At 33.7% G+C, this 18,674-nt stretch carries 15 protein-coding genes; 9 read left to right on the top strand and 6 right to left on the bottom strand.

The features are described from left to right. Positions 1-335 precede the first annotated feature (335 nt). Positions 336-833: a helix-turn-helix domain-containing protein gene (locus tag ACN1CN_RS21240; RefSeq protein ID WP_419137479.1), complete on the top strand. Its 498-nt coding sequence runs from the start codon at positions 336-338 to the stop codon at positions 831-833. A gap of 179 nt (positions 834-1,012) precedes the next feature. After that, on the top strand, positions 1,013-1,612 hold the full coding sequence (locus tag ACN1CN_RS21235) for a hypothetical protein (protein ID WP_419137477.1): 600 nt from the start codon (positions 1,013-1,015) through the stop codon (positions 1,610-1,612). Between the two features lie 377 nt (positions 1,613-1,989). Here ACN1CN_RS21235 and ACN1CN_RS21230 read toward each other — a convergent pair whose 3' ends face one another. Then, complete coding sequence (locus tag ACN1CN_RS21230; protein WP_419137475.1) at positions 1,990-3,669, bottom strand: tetratricopeptide repeat protein; 1,680 nt, start codon at positions 3,667-3,669, stop codon at positions 1,990-1,992. Between the two features lie 370 nt (positions 3,670-4,039). Here ACN1CN_RS21230 and ACN1CN_RS21225 point away from each other — a divergent pair, with 370 nt between their 5' ends. The 3 genes from ACN1CN_RS21225 to ACN1CN_RS21215 all read left to right on the top strand — a co-directional run bounded on the left by ACN1CN_RS21225 (position 4,040) and on the right by ACN1CN_RS21215 (position 6,926). Then, a complete protein-coding gene (locus ACN1CN_RS21225; RefSeq protein WP_419137473.1) occupies positions 4,040-4,729 on the top strand; it encodes a hypothetical protein in 690 nt (229 codons plus the stop codon). A 325-nt stretch (positions 4,730-5,054) separates the two neighbouring features. Then, positions 5,055-5,939: a helix-turn-helix domain-containing protein gene (locus ACN1CN_RS21220; RefSeq protein ID WP_419137471.1), complete on the top strand. Its 885-nt coding sequence runs from the start codon at positions 5,055-5,057 to the stop codon at positions 5,937-5,939. 144 nt (positions 5,940-6,083) lie between these two features. Next, complete coding sequence (locus ACN1CN_RS21215; RefSeq protein ID WP_419137470.1) at positions 6,084-6,926, top strand: RteC domain-containing protein; 843 nt, start codon at positions 6,084-6,086, stop codon at positions 6,924-6,926. Positions 6,927-7,075: 149 nt separating this feature from the next. Here ACN1CN_RS21215 and ACN1CN_RS21210 read toward each other — a convergent pair whose 3' ends face one another. The 4 genes from ACN1CN_RS21210 to ACN1CN_RS21195 all read right to left on the bottom strand — a co-directional run bounded on the left by ACN1CN_RS21210 (position 7,076) and on the right by ACN1CN_RS21195 (position 11,849). Then, positions 7,076-9,925, bottom strand: coding sequence for a thiopeptide-type bacteriocin biosynthesis protein (locus ACN1CN_RS21210; RefSeq protein ID WP_419137468.1), 2,850 nt, complete (start codon positions 9,923-9,925; stop codon positions 7,076-7,078). A 35-nt stretch (positions 9,926-9,960) separates the two neighbouring features. Continuing rightward, positions 9,961-11,121, bottom strand: coding sequence for a lanthionine synthetase LanC family protein (locus ACN1CN_RS21205; protein ID WP_419137467.1), 1,161 nt, complete (start codon positions 11,119-11,121; stop codon positions 9,961-9,963). A gap of 60 nt (positions 11,122-11,181) precedes the next feature. Next, the gene (locus tag ACN1CN_RS21200) at positions 11,182-11,562 is read right to left on the bottom strand and encodes a hypothetical protein (protein WP_419137465.1); all 381 of its coding nucleotides are present in this window, start codon (positions 11,560-11,562) and stop codon (positions 11,182-11,184) included. Between the two features lie 101 nt (positions 11,563-11,663). Beyond that, complete coding sequence (locus ACN1CN_RS21195) at positions 11,664-11,849, bottom strand: hypothetical protein (RefSeq protein ID WP_419137463.1); 186 nt, start codon at positions 11,847-11,849, stop codon at positions 11,664-11,666. A gap of 308 nt (positions 11,850-12,157) precedes the next feature. Between ACN1CN_RS21195 and ACN1CN_RS21190 the strand changes: the two genes are divergently transcribed. Continuing rightward, entirely contained in the window at positions 12,158-12,487 is a 330-nt protein-coding gene (locus tag ACN1CN_RS21190) for a helix-turn-helix transcriptional regulator (protein WP_419137461.1), read from the top strand. A gap of 20 nt (positions 12,488-12,507) precedes the next feature. Here the strand turns inward: ACN1CN_RS21190 and ACN1CN_RS21185 are convergent, their stop codons facing one another. Beyond that, positions 12,508-14,178 carry a S41 family peptidase gene (locus ACN1CN_RS21185; protein ID WP_419137459.1) on the bottom strand — a complete coding sequence of 557 codons (1,671 nt, stop codon included), beginning with the start codon at positions 14,176-14,178 and terminating at the stop codon, positions 12,508-12,510. Positions 14,179-14,555: 377 nt separating this feature from the next. Here ACN1CN_RS21185 and ACN1CN_RS21180 point away from each other — a divergent pair, with 377 nt between their 5' ends. The 3 genes from ACN1CN_RS21180 to ACN1CN_RS21170 all read left to right on the top strand — a co-directional run bounded on the left by ACN1CN_RS21180 (position 14,556) and on the right by ACN1CN_RS21170 (position 18,485). After that, the gene (locus ACN1CN_RS21180; RefSeq protein ID WP_419137457.1) at positions 14,556-14,870 is read left to right on the top strand and encodes a helix-turn-helix domain-containing protein; all 315 of its coding nucleotides are present in this window, start codon (positions 14,556-14,558) and stop codon (positions 14,868-14,870) included. Between the two features lie 76 nt (positions 14,871-14,946). Further along, positions 14,947-16,401, top strand: a complete 1,455-nt coding sequence (locus ACN1CN_RS21175) for a DUF3945 domain-containing protein (protein WP_419137455.1) — start codon at positions 14,947-14,949, stop codon at positions 16,399-16,401. A gap of 5 nt (positions 16,402-16,406) precedes the next feature. Beyond that, positions 16,407-18,485 (top strand): DNA topoisomerase, encoded by a 2,079-nt coding sequence (locus ACN1CN_RS21170; RefSeq protein WP_419137453.1) that lies wholly within the window; start codon positions 16,407-16,409, stop codon positions 18,483-18,485. Positions 18,486-18,674 lie beyond the last annotated feature (189 nt).

Below are 18,674 nucleotides of genomic sequence, written 5' to 3'. Positions count from 1 at the left end.
ACATGTGATGTCGATTATCAATGCTATTAGGAATAAATTGATCTTAAGAATATTTGCTTGTGTAAGAGATGATAGATTTTATGAAAAAAAACATCAATATTTATTTGGATAAAACATAGAAACCCACGCCTGTAAGCGTGAGCAATCTACTTATCATCCTGTGGGTTTAAACTGCCAAGTTTTTTGAAACAGGATTCAAAGCGAAAGCTTCAAATATTTTTCTATATGAAGAATCGCAAATTTATTTTAAAAATCAAATATATACAAGTTTTATTTAACTACAAAATTTCATTTAAACATATTTTTTGTAGTCAAATGAATTTGTCAATTTGAATATGGCAAGATATACGAATGAAAATACACTAAAGGCTTTAGGTGAAAGAATTAAAGCGTACAGAATCCAATCGGAACTTGAGATTGAGGACTTGGCTACGATGACGGGGTTTACGTATAACACAATTTCTAATATTGAAAATGGTTCTGAAACTTATCTTTCTTATTTTATTGAAATTTGTTTTTCCTTAGGCATTCATCCTAAGGAAATTTTGGATATCGAGATGGAGATTAAATCTAAAAATGTTCTGCCTCCTGATAGACAGGAAAAATCAAGGTTAACTAAAAGAATTAAATCTTACATAAACAGTGGCTATTTTAAAGAACCAAGATTAGCCAGGCAAGTAACAGAAAAATTAACAGGAGATCATAAATTGGATTTTGAATCGAAAAACGTTTCTGTTATACTAAATAGACTCGTTAAAAATGATACTTTAAAGATAATCAAAAAAGGCAATAGAAATCTTTATTTTATTAATAATAAGGAACAAATGGTATAATAAAATTAACTGACGATAGGTCTACAATGCTTAAAACTGAGATTTGAAATATTGTAAGTTTTTTGTATCTTTCCCGTAAGAAAATAATTTTATAGTGGGTATTAGCTATAGCTCTCAATCTTGTAGCCCTTTTTATTGCAGCATCATTTTGCATCCCCACTTATTCTAAAACAATAAGTATGACAGCAGTAAATCTAGCCATTAAAAAACATTGGACTGTATATTTTGTGCCAGGGATAATAACTCTTGTGGCATTGTTTTTTGTGTATTTATCCTTTGGCATTGCAACAAAATGGATTTCTGTCGGGCTGCTGATTTTTGCCTTCCTTACTGTTATCTTCAAGATAATGAACATACTTTATCTAGCCAGCATCACTTGGTCTTTTAACGGCGGTGAGCTTCATATTATCAAAGGAGTTCTGCCGTGGAACAAGACCCACATACAAATTCCAATTTTTGACATTTATGATTCGAGTGTTTCGAGCGGTTTCCTTGGACATTATTTAAATTTTGGACATATCAGTATCCGAAGAACTGAGGGCATGACTTCACATCTCAGCGAGCGATATCTTGGAAGGGCAGTGTGTTTTTCGGGCATAGTGAATCAGTATGTACAGGAATATAAGAAAGGGCAGAACTCTGCGAAGATCAATCACGGACAATCAAGTGATGATATTGGACTAGAACTGCAACGGCTTGTTGATTTTAAAAAATCCGGTGCGCTTACCGAAGAAGAATTTGATCTATTGAAAAAAAAACTGATAGATTCCTCACCATAAATTTACGGCAGTGACCGCAACGGCATCCTTTTCTCTGGAAAAGATACAGCTATGAATAGCTTTAGATAATTTACTATCAGAACTTATAAGCAAATTTCTAAAAAAGTAACTAATTCCGAAGATTATAAAATAAGTGCTGCATATGCAAATATTATCTTAGGCAAATTCAGAAGTAAGAGCTCATAGACTACGTTACCATTGATTTTGCTTTATTATGAATGCGCCTATCTTACTACATCCCGAAACGAATAGTATCTTTTACCCGAGTGTACAGACAGAATATTTCGGACTATCCTATCTGGTCAAGAATAAGTGAATACCTAAAAAGAAGCGTTTTCCTTTTTCCTTAGAACCTTTATATATTTATGCTGTGTGGTCTAACTTATTATGTCTTCCTTTTGTAATTCTTCTATAAAATATTTTGGTGTTATCCCTGTACTATTGATAAAAGCTTTTACAAACCTTCTTGTGCTACTAAACCCAGCTTCCACAGCAAGGGCTTCGTGTGTATAATTCCTAAGAAATTTTTCTTTTTGAATTCTCTGTGCAATGTTATCAATTTTAAGACCATTAATATATTCATTGAATTTTTTGTTCCTATGGCGAGCTATAATTAGGGATATATATTTAGTGTTGGTGTTAAAATACCCTGCCAGCTTTGTCAAATTCAGATCTTTTTCAAGAAATTTTTTACTACTCTCAAATTTCTGCAAATTATGCAGCATTGCTTCCTCAGCACCTTTGCTCATTGAAAAATCAGACTCATCGCTTTTATTATCTTTGACATTGTCTGATTGCTCTAGTTTTTTAAGCAATTCTTCATATTTTGTTCTTGCTTCCTTCTTATTTTTAAAATATCTTACTATTCCGTATATTATAAAAATGAACATACCACCAATGATAGAAAAAAATATCTGATCATTATATTTTCGCAGATCAAGTGATCTTTTAAGTTTCCGCTGCTCTTCCTTAAGCTCTTCTGTGTCGTACTCCTTGTGTATTTTTCCCTGAAGATACTTATATGTAATGTGCAGTTTTTTATCCACCTCCAGTAATCTCTGAACATAATAAAGTTCTGTTTTGATCATATTCTTTTCTTTGCAATAAGAAATCAGGAACTCATAAGCCTGTCTTATATCCGGACGTATGTATCTACGATCCGTGTAACTTTTATCAACTTTTTTAAAGTAAACAACCGCCTTCTGCTTTTCACCCAATCCCCAATAACTTTTTCCAATATAGAAATAACCTACTGTTTCATTTGCAAAATCCTTGTTTTCGATAATGCCAGGTAGTGATGAATGTATCTTTTTGATAGCTATTTTGTAGTTGTGAATCATAGACTGGTTAACTCCTTCAGAATGCTCAAAGTACGGTTCCATTTCGAAATTTTTTGTTCTTTTTCCCTCGGCGATTCCCTTTTCATTAATAGATGTGGACAGTCCGTGATTGCCTACCATATCATAACAAACTCCCAATGAATGAAGAGAGTTTAAATATGCCCTAACGTTGGACTTCTCAAAGTAGTTAATACAGTCCTGAAAGATCAAAATAGCTTCATCATAGTATCCCAGATAAAATTTTATTTGCCCAATATGGTATTTCGTTTTATACAGTAGGTATTTATCGTCTGTTTTTTTTATGTAACCGTTTGCAATTAAGTAAATATCCATTGCTTCTGCAAGACGTTTTTGTCCATAGTAAGCGATGCCTTTTGAGAGATATGCTGCTCCGATAATTTCATTGCTGTCCGATTTCTTGGCTGCGGCTACCATGCTGTCGGCATAGAAGAGCTTGAACTTATCGGGAGCATAGTGGATATAATTTTTATAGGCATTTGAAAGCTCCTCCCAGTTTTTCTCAAGTCTGGCTTTCATTAGAAATGACATAAGGTATAACTCCCTCTGCTCATTACTGATACTATCATCTTCGATTCGGTCAAAAAGATAATCAAAATCCTTCCCCTTTAACGAATCTGGGATTTGAATTCTGTGCTCTTGTGCGTCCGCATATTGACTAAAGCACAAAGATATTACGAGTAAATATCTTATGATCATATGTTAAGTTTAAGCTATTTCCATTGACTGGAAACCCATCTAATACAGTACATATTATAACGGGATTTAGGTGTGGTCTAAATAGCAGTGAATATATCAAATATAATGATAAATATAGGAAAATCTATAGGATTTAGGACAAAATAAGTTGTGTCTATTTTCAGAAAATTGATAGTAGAAATGCCGTAAATCTACAGACAAGCATTTGTGGGAGCCACTTTGTACTCATAGTTTTGCTGTGAATTCAAAAGCAAAGTCTGGCTCAAAACCAGCAACTGTTCTGCTTTCTCCGCGGTGAAAAATGAACTGACGAAAAAAAGTAATCAGTCACATTTAACACAAAATACAAATGAAAAATTTAAAAGTATGGATGCTAATCCTGCCATTGTTTACTATAGCATGTTCAGAGCAACATGTAGAGGAAACTACAGAAACTGCTTATAAAAGCAAGAGTATGAAAAAATTAGATATTGCACCTGAGAATATAGCTAATCCTTACGATTCGGCAGGAATAATACATAATGAAATCTTAGAGATTTTAGAGAATATTGACTTTACTTCAATGTCTATTGAAGACATTACAATTTTAATAGATTCTGTTTCAGCTACACATCCGGAACTGATTCTGCTTGCCAATGATATTACACTATCTTCAAGGGTTACTCAAATCACAGCAATATTAGATCAGGGTAATCCATTGAGTGGCGTATTGGTAGAGTCCAACTTGGGAGTGAGCGCGAAGGCCAGTTTCTCAACATTTTTAAGTTCCCTACTTCTGGTGGCTAACAGCCCCTATGAAGACATTCATCCGATTATAGTTACCTACGAGGCAACAGTTCTTAGTAATACAGTATTCTCTGCCAATGATAAACGGATTATTTTGACGGCATCTTCTGTTGCGCGATATTCAATCGCCGAAAGAAAGCGAAAAGACAAGGACTGGGAAACCTCTGTTACAAATATTATAGTAGCTGCTTATGGAGCAGAGAGTAATACTACACTTGGCATCAAAATGGCAGCAACTGTTGGCATATGTAAAAGCAATAACATCTCGCAGTGAGTTGGATAATTTTGTTTCTGAGACGTAATGAGCGGACCGCAGCTATCATTATGAGCCTTCTGCTCATTGCGTTGAATGTAGGTAGCCTTTATTTCATCGTAGATCTATTGAATTATGATGAAATAGTGGTTTACCTCGATAACGGGAGCTTTAAGTGTTCTGATCCTCACAATTTTGTTTATGCTTTGATAATCATTGCATTATTCAATCTACTATTTGTGTTTGCTGTTTTATGTGCTTGGCTTACAAAAACGAACTGAGAAAGACTTAATAAAATTCTAAATTCTTTCAAACGCAATTACTTTTAAACAAAAAAACTACCATCTTGGGCAATCCAACAGATAGGCTATGGCTGAGCGAATTAAAAGTCCTATATCTTGCAGATTATAAAAAAATCCAGACCTGTAATACTATTATAAATCCAGGCTGGTTTTCTTTGGTCATTGTGGTGTCGGGCTCTATAAATTTTACAGAGAACTCTTCAAATATCAGTGTTTCAGCAGGAGATATGTTTGCAGTTCCAAATTGGGCTGAACTCAATAGGCTGAGCTCTCCTCTTAGAGTTTGCTTAATATCCTGTACTATGGATTTTGCAATTTTCAATAAGGCAGCAAGATTTGAAAGTTCCTGTATAAAATTATTGGCCAATCAATCGTCTTTTGTACTGTCACTTACCTCAGTTGAAATGAGACATATGATACGGTTGTTTGGACTACTGGAGAAAAAGATTTCCAGTGAAGATGCAATTTTCCAATACGAAATGGTTATGCACTGTCTTAATTTGATATTCTATGAATTTTGTGAATTGTATTATAAATATAATCAGGTTACAGCAGCACTTCACCACCGAAATGATAAAACCGTTACGAATTTCATCACACTTGCTCAACTCCATTGTAAGGAGCACCATGAAGTAAAATTTTATGCAGATTCTTTATTTGTCAGTCGGGGGCATCTGAATAAAATAGTTCGTAATGTTATAGGAATGTCTCCTAAGCATTTTACAGAAAGGGCTTTGATCTCAGAGGCTTATCAGCTTCTTGCAGACAATAACCTATCTATTGCTGAGGTCGCTGAATATTTAAATTTCAAAGACTCTTCATCCTTTAGCCACTTTTTTAAAAGACACACTAGACTATCCCCAAGCCAATATCGTCTTAACCTCAAATTTAAATTAATCGTTATTGGAATATCTATTTTAATCCATTAAATCGTAATACCTTTTACTAATTGGTTTTATTTGTGAAATAGCCCCGCTTTAAATCCTAAAGCATGTTTTGACAGGGCCGGGATGATAATGTTTGTTTAACCAAGAAGTGTTTCCAAAAGATAGTGCGTTAAATCCATGTGTGCTATGAAATCACTGAATTCAATTATTTCCGAAATACGTATCAAAGAAGATCAAGTATCTCGGGAAACTTTACACCTGATCGATGAGACTTATCAAATGACACTCTACCTGAAAGAGTTACTAAATACTACTCGGGAACATATTTTAAAGGAAGGATTCAAGAATGAGACAGATGAAATAGAATTTTTTCGTAATATTAAACCTCAGATTTTGGGACAACTGATCTATTATAATGAAATATTTAGAATCGAAACAATCTGCCCGGTAAAGGATGGCAAAATGTACCAAAAATTTTTTATGGGCCAGCTCCAACAGCTCAAACAGGAATTTAAAGAACATATTTACAGTTCTCATTTCTATCGCTATTACCGATCAGGACGAAGTGATCGTGATCAGGAATATTTTATAAGAGGGAAGATTAATTATAAGGATGGGCTTAATAGTTATGTCTTTGAAATAGACCATCAGTTTTCTACTTATTATGATTCTAAAGTAGCACGGATTTTAGCCAATGAACGAATATATAACTATTTAACAACGAAAATAAATCCAGAAGAGTCCACTTGTTTATTATTGCATAGTGCGGAGTCAACTAAAGATATTTTCTGGACCGATTCTAAAAATGCGCTAATTGAATTAATTTATGCGCTTCATGCTTCGGGGGTTATATCGCACGGAAAAATTGGTATCCGCAAAATTACACTGGTCTTTCAGATACTTTTTCGCATTCCGTTGGGTGATGTGCATCACTCGTTCCATCGGATGAAAGACAGAGCCGGCACTAGAACATCCTTCTTGGACCACCTAAAATCATCATTGGAGCAATATATGGATAAAGGGTTGTAGGATTTTTAACTACTCCTCAATTTTAGCAAGTTGTCTCTTTGCTATGCAAATTTATAATTTCACATTTTTTTCAGTTAATTACATATAATTATGTAAAAAAAAAACTAACCTGAAACACAACCACAATCTTAAAAAATGATTAACTCAATTTATCTTTTAAACTTTAATTGGTTTAGATAATTTTTGGTTAAATAATAAGATTTAAATTCATTAAATCTCTGTTTTTCATTAAAATGTCTGTTCATACTCATATGGATAATAAGCCAAGTGTAGGTATTAACTTGAATTGTATTTTGTTTTAAACTTTGAGACAATTTGTTTTTTAAAGCCTCATCCGAAACAAAACTTTTATATTGATATTCATTAATTTTAAACCTTATCCTAGTATAATCTTCATTAAAACTTTTTCTTAATTGTATTGTGAAATCAAACTCCTTTGAAAATTTCCTGATGGCATTTTCACAAAAATCAATCATTTCGTCTTTACTATAACCTAACAATTCCAAGTAATTGATAATTTTTAATAAGGCAACAATAGAAGAATCATCTTTATTAAGATCCTGTTGAATAACATTTTCAATTAAATCCTTACTATCAAGATTAAAAATATATTCGGCACAGCTCATTAATTCCGGGCCCCCATATCTGTGGATTTCCGGCTCATAAGGTAAAATTTGGTATTTTTTTATAATATTTTTCAACTTAAGATTGTCTATAAATTGCAATAAATCATTTTTATTTTCAATCAAATTTGTTTTGAATCTTAATCGTAATACACGACCATTATTTTCATAGTGAATAAAGAAAAAAGCCGTAAACGTTCCATTTAAATAAAGATCTGTATAGATGCTTTTTAAAATATCATTGTCTGCATATGAATTACATGAAACCTCGAAATACAACCAGTCCGAAAGGATTGGGGTGTTCTCTAGATTATAGTTTGTAATAACAATCTCATTATTAGAAAATTCTTCAGGCTGATAATAGCTGTTCTTCACACTGATTATAAGTTCATGTGCATAGTTGCCCAAATTATCCTCAACTGCGGGATTAAATAATTCATAAATATTCTCTGAGACATAAAAATAATCCCGAGTTTTAAGGTTGTCATAAATTATTCTCAGCTCTGCATCTTTTGACGTGTCAATGATGGAATTCCCTTTTGAATAGGAAAAATTTACAGTCTTTGTAAATTTAAATTTCAAAATTTTTTCTAAAAAATAAGATTTAAATTCTTCGAAATTATAGTCACTATTAATTAACAAAAGCTGAGCAGGGGACAATAGCACATTAGTTTGCAGATAAATCCTAGGAATAAAATCTCTAAAACAGGCATAAGAATTAAAGTTGAAGCTAATACCGTAAATTTCTTCATTATAAACCGCAAAATCACATAAAAACTTATACAAATCAGATTCTGAAATTTTTGAATTTATTGCCGATCCTTTTTTAGGTCTAATTTCTTTTTTATGTTCTTTGGAGACCAAGCGAAATTTTCCCCCTTCTAAATTCACATAAATATCTGATAAAAATATCGGGTTTTTACTTTCTTTATATGACGTATTTATAGGAATACAGTAATCATACAGCTGTTCTTTTGACGAAATATTTATACTTCTAAAGTTTCCTACACAATTTATGTCGGCTAAAATTTTATCCTTATAAAACTCTTTTTCGTAGGCTGTTATTTCCTGACATAACTCGCTACTTACTTCAGTAAATCGTGAAATTATATTTAAAGCCGATTCTCCGCCCAAACCACGAATGAAAATAGTTTCGCTTTGGGTGTTTTTACATTTTAAAATCTCGAGTAGTACATTAAAGGTTAATGGTAGACTTTTTCTTTTTTCATCAATATCTGCTGCAAGAGGAAGATTTAAAAACAACTCTGTTTCGTTTGAGGCAATTACTTTGCAAAAAATATCTTGATGAAGCTTCAAAACATAATCTGAATTGTCGTCTTGATAAGTTATTCCTGAATAAGGATTGAATATTGTATTTAAGGGAATAAATCCTTCATTATAACGCTCTGAAACTCTGGCTATAAATTGATTTATTTTCCCCGTAATAGGTTTTGTATTAGAATTATATGTTAAAACAAAATCTATATATTTTTGTACTAATGACTTAATATTCTCATTAACATGCCCCGATTGAATTTCAAAAGAATTTATAGAATGCGAAAAACGTTCCTCAACACTTTCTTTAAAAAAAAATTTTTGTTCATGAATATATTGACTATTGAACAACTGAACATCATTATTATCACTTATTAGGATATGTTTTTTAGCTATTAAATCCGATAAAAAAGGAGCTGTATTATTTTCTAATTTTTTACAATAAGGATTAAACAAAAAATCTTCAATAAATAACCCTGTATCGATAAGTTGAAAAAGGTAGTCTTCAACATCTTCTTTTTCAAAGCCCTGTTCTATTAATTCATTAAAAAGATTATTAATATCAGGTTTAGTTTTAAATTGTTCCAGTAGCCAGTTCAAATCTTCATCATAATCCAGTTCAACAAAATTTACCTCAATCTTGTCAAATTCTTTCGGTTTAGAATTATAAAAACCTATCTTTTCTTGGGACAGAAAATGGAGGGATGGATTTATAGAGTATTTAAAAGAAGACCAATTTCTTATTATCTCTTTATTTTTTTTTAATGACAAAAACAAATTATCATGTGACACGGACAGTTTAATTTTTTTTGATTTAGGTAATTCGGTGGCAATTCCCCAATTTGCAGCTCCTACGCTACTGAATAGACCAAAAGGGGTCGGATTAAAATGCGCCCTGGTATAATATTTTGCTAATGATATTTCTGTTTTCTCTCTTTTATTTTTTTTTATATCTTGATACAGACTAGAAGAAGAAATTAAAACTGAAAGCTGAAATAAATCATTTTTATGGAAAAAATTAATTACATCATTTTTATTAGTATCGTATGACTGAACAGGAAAATTTGTAGCTCTTTTAATAATTGTATTGAAAAATTTCATTTTACTGATTATTTATGAAGGTTAAAATGTTACCATTAAAATAGATTTATAAGTTCCAGCCATTTGCTGTCGATCTTATTTTCTAATGTAAATAATGTCAAAGCGAGTCCTACAGTCCCTTCTAGGAGGTTACTTTCACTTTTATATCTTCCTTTTTCATAGGATGAGAAAGTTTCATAATCTGAAGTTTGCTCATGGATAATATTGAGCCATTTCTCAATTTCTTCAGAACAATCAATATTGAGTTTTTTTGAAGCCAAATAGTACTGCAATGCAATTCCCGTCGATCCATGGCAAAGACCAAAATCACTAACAAGAGATTCCTCAAGTGATATTGCACGAGCAGCTTGTATCAATTTTTCGGATTCTTTAATTAGATGGTCTTCTTCTAAATAAGCTCCACAATTAAAAAGAGCATTTGAAATACCAAAATCACCCTGACACCATGATAATCTGGAATTAATAATACTTCCTGATTCTAGTAAAAGTAAATTTGGATAATATTGTTTCGAGTTATCATTGTAATTTTTATAGGATTGTAAAAACGCAATACCTATTTTTAATGAAGTATCGATATCCGATTTAAGCTCTGCAAAATTTCTTTCCAAATAAATTAAAAAATTCAAATACCCCGCAACACCATGTGCTAAACCAAAATAGATGCAGAACTTATCATCATTATCTAATGCAGTCTCGGTAGTTAAAACTTCTTTCAAGTCGGTAGATATCTTATTAACTAAATCTTCTGCAAATTGATTTAATTCAGAAATTAAGTTTTCATTCTTAGTGTACTTGCAGCGTTCTATAAAATACATTGCAATTCCCATAGAACCGTGCAGAAAATCATAGTTATTTGATTGATTAAAACTTCTGAAATCATCTAAGAGAATTGAATCAATAACTTCAAAATATTCCGTATCGATTTCAATTAAATGGTCTTCTAAATGTAATAGAGCAAGACCAAATCCGGCCAAACCACTACATAATGTCGAGGAAGAAGGCTCATTTTCAATTATCTCATTTACTTTTTCAACAACTTTGGTTAGTTTTATTAAGTAATCCTCTAATTTATAAATGGTGTACATTTTACTGTAAAAAAGAGCTATTCCTGATAATCCTGTAAGCAGTCCAATTCTTTTTTCAGTTTCAAATGACTGCCAAATATTTTTTTCAATTTTTAGTATAGAATCTTGCATAAATTACAACTAACTCATTATTCTTGTTTTTTCCCTCAATTTAATTAAAGAACCTAATATCTAATCTTCTTTTATGCATAACCCTCTTTGAAACGTCTTTCCATCTGGATATTCTTCGTTTGAATACCATATAGATACATAAAAACAATCCTCCTCTGTCGCAAAAATTGTGTATATGAATTTCATACCTATTGCTATTGGATCAGAACCATAGTTTTTTTTACAGACAATTTCATATTTACAATCGGATAGCCATTTCACATCCCATACTGACTCTAATTTATTGTTTGCATAAGTTTCTTCAATAGAATCCTTTCTTATAGTATATTCGTTCGGAAATGCACGAGAAAAGAATTTTCCATTTTTAAATTTTGCGCATTCAATTTTCTGTGAGTATCCCGCAGTTCCAATTAGAAGAATAAGTAAAATAAAAAATTTCATTTTATGTTTTTTTTAATTTTGAAACTAATTTATTGATTTCAATTAAAGAGTATTTTCAAGTTGAAAATACTCTTTATTGACTAAATACTTATAGTTTATAACTAGCAACCATATTTAAGAGTACTGTTGCAATTAATTGGCCATGCTGATGTGTCATTACAGGAGTTTAATCCTGAATTTCTGCAGGTTGGCAGTTTACCAGGATCCCCTGCTCCTTCAATTGTAGATTTTTCTTGATCTGATAATTTAAAAACTTTTAAATTTTTTAGGCTTAACTTTTTTTTCATTTTAATTTGTTTAATGTTTAACAATGATTTTATAATTCATTCATCTTAATTAAAAATATACTCAAAACCACGTCGACTTTTGGTTAAGAAATAAAACAAAAATTCCTCAATCAAGATGTGAACCAAAAATAGCCTACAATTAAGACAAAGCTTATGCAGTTTTTATGCATTTTTAACATGCTAATCGTTTAAAATTCAGTGAAGTTTTCTGCTTTAATGATAAAAAAAGGAAAATTTAAATTTCTCTTTTTTTATTGGTATATTCTTATAAATTTATTATTATTGTTCTGTTTGAAAAGAAGAAAAAAATGACTAAAATTAAGTTGCTGGTTAAACGTTTGGAACAACAGCTATCTCAAGAAGAAATATCCGATTTAGTTGGTATGACGCAATCTACATATAGTAGAAAAGAAAAAGGTATCACAAAAATTACAATGTCAGAATGGACAAAAATTGCAAAAGTATTGGGAGTCGAAAAAGAAGAAATATTCGAACCAATTAATCCAAAAATTAAACTACCCGCTATCGTCGAAAATGGGTTTACGTCAAATCCAAATGACATAATGGAGCAGATTAATTCTTTAAAAAAAGAAAATTTTGAATTAAAAGAACGACTCAGAGATATTGAAAGTAAATAAAGCATCTTTCTAAAAAAATCTCATTTCTCAGAAATTGCTGTATAAATTAATGCTCTTTCAAGAATTTCATCCCTCCCTTCCTGAATTCCCAAAATGGTAGGATTCACTTTTATATCCGGAATAATACCTTTACGTTGTGTTTCTTTCTTGTTAGGATAAAAAACTCCGTAACTGGTAAATTGTGTTACAAAACCTCTAATTATTTCAAATTTCACAACGCCACCATCAGCCCCTGCGGTCTGACTACCAATTACAACTGCCTTTGGAGCTGTTTGTAAACTCATTGCTGAATATTCGCCATGACTTTGTGTAACTTCATTAACTAGTATAACAACCCTTCCTTTATAATAATCTGGATTTTTTTTACCACATTTTTCAATCTCTTGCCGCCATATGTATCTTCCCGGGCTATTTAAATCAGCATCTAAAAATTTAACAAACTCCTTTGGTTCAGGATTTAAATATTCAGATATCAGGTAATTAGTACCTAACGCATTGTTTCGCAAATCAAAAATAATGGCTTTACTATTCTTAACTGTATCCATTATAAAAGGGACATCATCTTCTGTCACTTCTCCCAAATTTACATAGGCCACATCTTTATTAAGAAATTTCCATTTGTCTTTCTCTGCGGTCTTTGCCCTTAAATCATGGTAAAGATAACGGCGGATAAATTTCGATTCTTTTTGTCCTTGTCTTGTATAATCAATTTGAATTGAGTCTGATTTTCCATTAAAAATAGCCCAATAGAAATTTCTCAAAATTGCCATTTGGTTTGACCCTTCTACATACTTACTATTTTCCGATATAATGGCTTCTATCGATTTTCCGTCAACGGCCAATATAACATCACCTACTTTTAGATCAGAAAGATTAGCCAAAGAATCATTTTTTAAATTTATTACAACTGCTTTTTTATCTATAATTTTAAAATCCGCAGGTACAAACTTATCTCCAAACTTGTCAAACATTTTGCCAGTACCGATAGAAGCATGGCTATCGTTTAGCTTAACGGATAGCTCACGCATTGCAAGGTGAAAGTCTAATTCTGTTTTTGGGTTTATGATCTTTGGTAGAATTTCTCTAAGAGCTTTATCCCAATTTTGATCCATTTGATATTTATATGGGAAAAAATACTCAACATAGTTCCAATATTTGAAGAGCGCTAAAAGTCTCATTTTTTTATCAGCCCAATCAAATTTTCCATATTTGATTTCATTGGTAAATTGTAAAGGAGAAATGTTTGGATTCGAATCTTGAAAAGCTACATAGAAATTTTGACCATAAAATTTATTCTCTTTTATAAACTCCAACTTTTTAGAAAGTTCATTTGTAAAAAGACTTTTGTTTTTAAACCAAGAAAAATTTAGATTCTTAAGAAAGCAATCATTTTTAGAAATGCTGTCTACATGTTGTTTTTTGATTTCACCCAATGAGAGAATCCACTTATCAATGACTTTTGAAAATTCGTCCTTAGTTTTTACTTTTTCTGTTTCTTGGCAAATTTGGAATAATTGCTCATCCCAGTTTCTACTTCCGTTTGCTACATTTGGGTGATAATATTTTAGAAAACCCCAAATCTTAGCAGTGGCTTCAAGTTTGTCAACTTCTGACAATATACTTTTAGGTTGTGCACAGGAAAAACTTACATATCCAATTAAAAATACAACTACCAGGAAAGATTTTTTCATTATTATTTCTTTTATGATCTAAAGCCTAGTTCAAAAATATAACAAAATCACTCAACTATTATGCAACTATTATGCAATTTGTTATCCCTGAAATCTTGCAAATTAAAAATAATTTAGACAACAAAAGTCTTTGATATACTCAAAAACACCTTCTCAAATTTTGTTTGGAGACGTTTCTTTTTTTATGAACCCATATCTACCCATTGGCAAAAGTTGAAATTCCTTGCTCAGTCCTCAATAAATCTTCTTTACTAACTGTATCCGGGTATAGTTTGTACCGTCCTATTGAAAAAAAACAGCCATGCAATGGGCAGGACTTGGCAGAGAATAATTTTTTCATGTGTCAATTTTGTGGTGTTAAATCAAAAGTACAGGTTATGAATATCGATAGAATGGAATTCACAGCGTGGATGGAGCGCATCATGGAGAGGTTCGACATCCTTATGGAGGCGATAAGCACAAGTAAGAATCATCATACTGCTGTTGACGGAGAAGAGTTGCTGGACAATCAGGATATTATGCAAATGCTCAAGATAAGTCCGCGATCCCTGCAGCGTTACCGTTCCTCCGGCAAACTGCCTTATTATACCATCAGCGGAAAAATTTACTATAAGCTCTCCGACATACACCAGTTGGTCAGGGAAAGCTTTATAGCACCCGTTCCCCAAAAAAAGCCAGCAAGTGACAAATAAGGCCATCGGATGCCAGTTAACACCAGAAAGCAAAGACCTCTTCTACTTTCGGGATTGAATTTAAAAATTTTAAACTATGAGCGAACAAATTTCAGAAAAAACAGTGTTTCCCGAGCAACTATCGGAGATATTATTGGTGCTGGACAAAGAGAAAATGAAAATTATGGCTGTAAAAGGCATTAACGAAAATGGGAAACTGGAAACGGTTGAACCTACAAAGAAAAACCAGAACCAATTCATGCGGGTGGATAAACAAGGTGATTTATTTTCCAACTTCTTTTCCAATTTTATCAGCCAGCTGAAGAACCCTACCAATTTTTCCTTCTTTAAAATTCCTGCACCATTGACTATTAAGTTGGCAAAAGAAATGCAAAAACAGGTAGATCAACCAACCCCTGAAGGTGATAAGTTGATGAAGCAACACGAAGTGAAGACAGAACCAGAAGAGAATTATAAACAAGAAAATAAAAATAATATGGAAACAACGCAGAGCACACCGGATACAAGTGAGTATAAATACAAACCGGAACAGATTGATTGGGAAACCATGAACAACTTGGGATTAAGTAAAGAGAAACTTGAAAAAATGAACCTGCTCGATCCGTTGCTTAAAGGTTACAAGACAAATGAGCTTGTACCTGTAAGCCTAAACTTAGGGACCGCCGTTACAAGAATGGATGCCCGATTATCCCTGCAATCGAATGACGATGGACAGGTAGTAGTTGCTATTCACGGTATCCGAAAAGAGCCCAACCTTAACTTTGAGTTTTTCGGCCATAGTTTCAGCCAGGCAGACAAGAATAACCTACTAGAAACCGGTAACATGGGGCGTGTGGTCAATCTGGTCAATTCAAAAAATCCAAATGAAACCATTCCCTCTATTATCAGTGTGGATAGGCTTACCAATGAGCTGGTGGCGTTACGTACTGAGTTTATCAAAATCCCTGACGAGCTCAAAGGTGTAAAACTTAATGATGAGCAGAAGCAAACCCTAATGGAAGGCAAGCCGCTTTATTTAGAAGGAATGATTTCTAAGAAAGGAACTCAGTTCGATGCAACCGTACAATTCAATGCCGACAAGCGTTTTGTAGAGTTCCAGTTCGACAGGAACAACTCCAACAAGCAAACTCAGGACACACAGCAAAACCAATCGCAAGAGACACCGAAAACTTTCAGGGACAAAGAGCTAGATAAAGAACAATATCAAAAGTTCAAAGACGGCCAGACGGTTTATGTAAGTGGCTTGGTGGATAAGAAAGGAAAGGAATATAATGGTTATATCACTTTTAACAAGCAAACCAATAAAACCGATTTCTCTTTCCAAAATCCGGACAAGATTAAGGAACAGACCAAACCTACTGAAGCACATAAAACACAGACTGAGGTCAATTCAGAAGGCAAAACTAATGAGGCAACCAAGAAAATCAAAGAGCCCATGGAATCTGGACAAACAAATCCCAACAGCAGAAATCAGCAGGAACAACAGGAAACACCCGATGCCCCTGCCAAATCGAAAGGACGTAAAATGTAAGATGTATGAAAACTATAATTGTAGAAAAACCAAGCGTAGCAAGGGAAATAGCCGGCTTGTTGGGCGCATCCGAGAAAAAGGACGGCTACCTGACAGGTAATGGCTATTTTGTTACCTGGGCACTAGGACATCTTATAGGATTGGGAATGCCCGAAGATTACGGGATCACGGGATTTGACAAAGCATCATTGCCTATACTCCCAAACCCTTTTTTACTCACTATCCGAAAGGTCAAAAAAGATAAAGGCTATTCTGCCGATACAAGCGCATTAAAGCAACTGAAAATCATTGAACAGCTCTTTAATAACAGCAATAGCATCATCGTAGCCACCGATGCAGGACGTGAAGGCGAACTCATTTTCAGGTACATTTATGAATACCTGAAATGCAGCAAACCATTTGAACGACTTTGGATAAGCTCGCTTACCGAAAAGGCCATTAAACAAGGTTTTGACAATCTCAAAGACGGGGCAGCATTTGATGGATTATATCAGGCAGCACAAGGGAGAAGCCGCGCCGACTGGCTAGTAGGGATCAATGCTACACAAGCACTCTCCGTAGCAGCAGCTAATGGGGTTTATTCACTTGGAAGAGTACAGACACCTACACTGGCTTTAATATGCAAACGCTTTTTGGAAAACAGGAGTTTCCCGGTAAAAAATTATTGGCAGGTACAGCTGTCACATAATAAAGAGATGATAGATTTTAAAAGTATCTCAAAAATCAAATGGGAAGACAAAAAACCTGCCGGTGATACCCTTAAAGCCATTGGGCGAAGCGAAACGGCAGTAGTTACATCGGTAGAAACCAAAAGCGTTACAGAGCAGCCGCCTTTATTGTTCGACCTTACTGGCTTGCAGAAAGAAGCTAACAAAAAATTGAGCCTTTCTGCCGAAGAAACCCTCAGCATTTCCCAAAGCCTTTACGAAAAGAAGTTTATCACATACCCACGCACGGGAAGCAAATACATTTCTGAAGATATGTGGGCAGAAATTCCCAGCCTTGTAAGAGCTTTACATAACAAGGAAAACATTAAACAAAGCCTATCTCAAGTGAAATGGGGTCGTTTTAATAAACGTATCGTGAACGATTTGCGTGTTACGGACCATCATGGATTATTGATTACCGATAAAATCCCATCAGCGCTTAATGCAAAGGAAAATGCGGTTTATGATATGATTGCCTTTCGGTTGCTCGAAGCCATTTCCGTGGCCTGCATCAGAGAGTTGACGGATGTCGGCTTACAGGTATTGCATTATGATTTTGTCGCAAAAGGCAGCAAGATTATAGAAGCGGGCTGGCGTTCCATTAGGGGCCATTTCTCCGATGATGAAACAGAAACGGTACAGGATTTACCCCAACTAAAGAAAGGCAACGATCTTAAAATAAAAGAAGCTTGCGTTTTGGAAAAGAAAACCAAACCTCCAGTGCTTTATACCGAAGCGGGCCTTCTGTCGGCTATGGAAAGTGCCGGCAAAGAAATTGAAAATGCAGACGAACGCAAAGTCTTGCAAAATATTGGTATCGGTACCCCGGCGACAAGAGCTGCGATAATTGAAACGTTATTTACCCGTAATTATATCCACAGGGATAAGAAATCCTTGACACCAACAGAAAAAGGACTGGAGGTATATGAATTGGTCAAAGACTATAAAATAGCGGATGTGGCAATGACCGCCCAGTGGGAGCTCGCATTGCAGAAAATCGAAAACAACGAATCAGATGCCGGAACATTTCAAAAGGAAATGGAAAATTACGCTTCATCTATTGCCAGTGAATTGCTGCAAACTTCTATCGTCGAGGACAATTTGCCAGAACTCACGTGCCCGAAATGTAAAAGCCACCTACTTATTATACGTGACAAAATAGTGAAGTGCCCTGATGAAGTTTGCAGCTGGGTACAGTTTCGCAACGTCTGCGGGGTGCAGATCGGTATAAACGATATTGAGAACCTTGTCAGCAAGGGTAAGACTTCACTCATCAGAGGGATGAAAAGCAAGGCAGGAAAGAAGTTTGATGCTTACATTGTACTGAACGATAATGCTGAAACTTTCTTTGAATTTGCCAAAAATAGAAGTTCTTAGAATAACAACATTTAAGTTAGCACATCCGGCTGCTGGAGAGAAGAATTAGTATGTAGTTTTTGTAGAAACTCACTTGTGTTACAATTATTATGATACAGGATACAAAATGAATTAAATTTCCTCATTTGCTAGTATGATGGGGGAATCTTAATTAAAATATCATATAACGCAGTATAAACTATTATTCTT

Source organism: Flavobacterium sp. T12S277 (assembly GCF_048514875.1).
GTDB lineage: Bacteria > Bacteroidota > Bacteroidia > Flavobacteriales > Flavobacteriaceae > Flavobacterium.
This window is presented reverse-complemented; position numbering and strand designations above follow the sequence as displayed.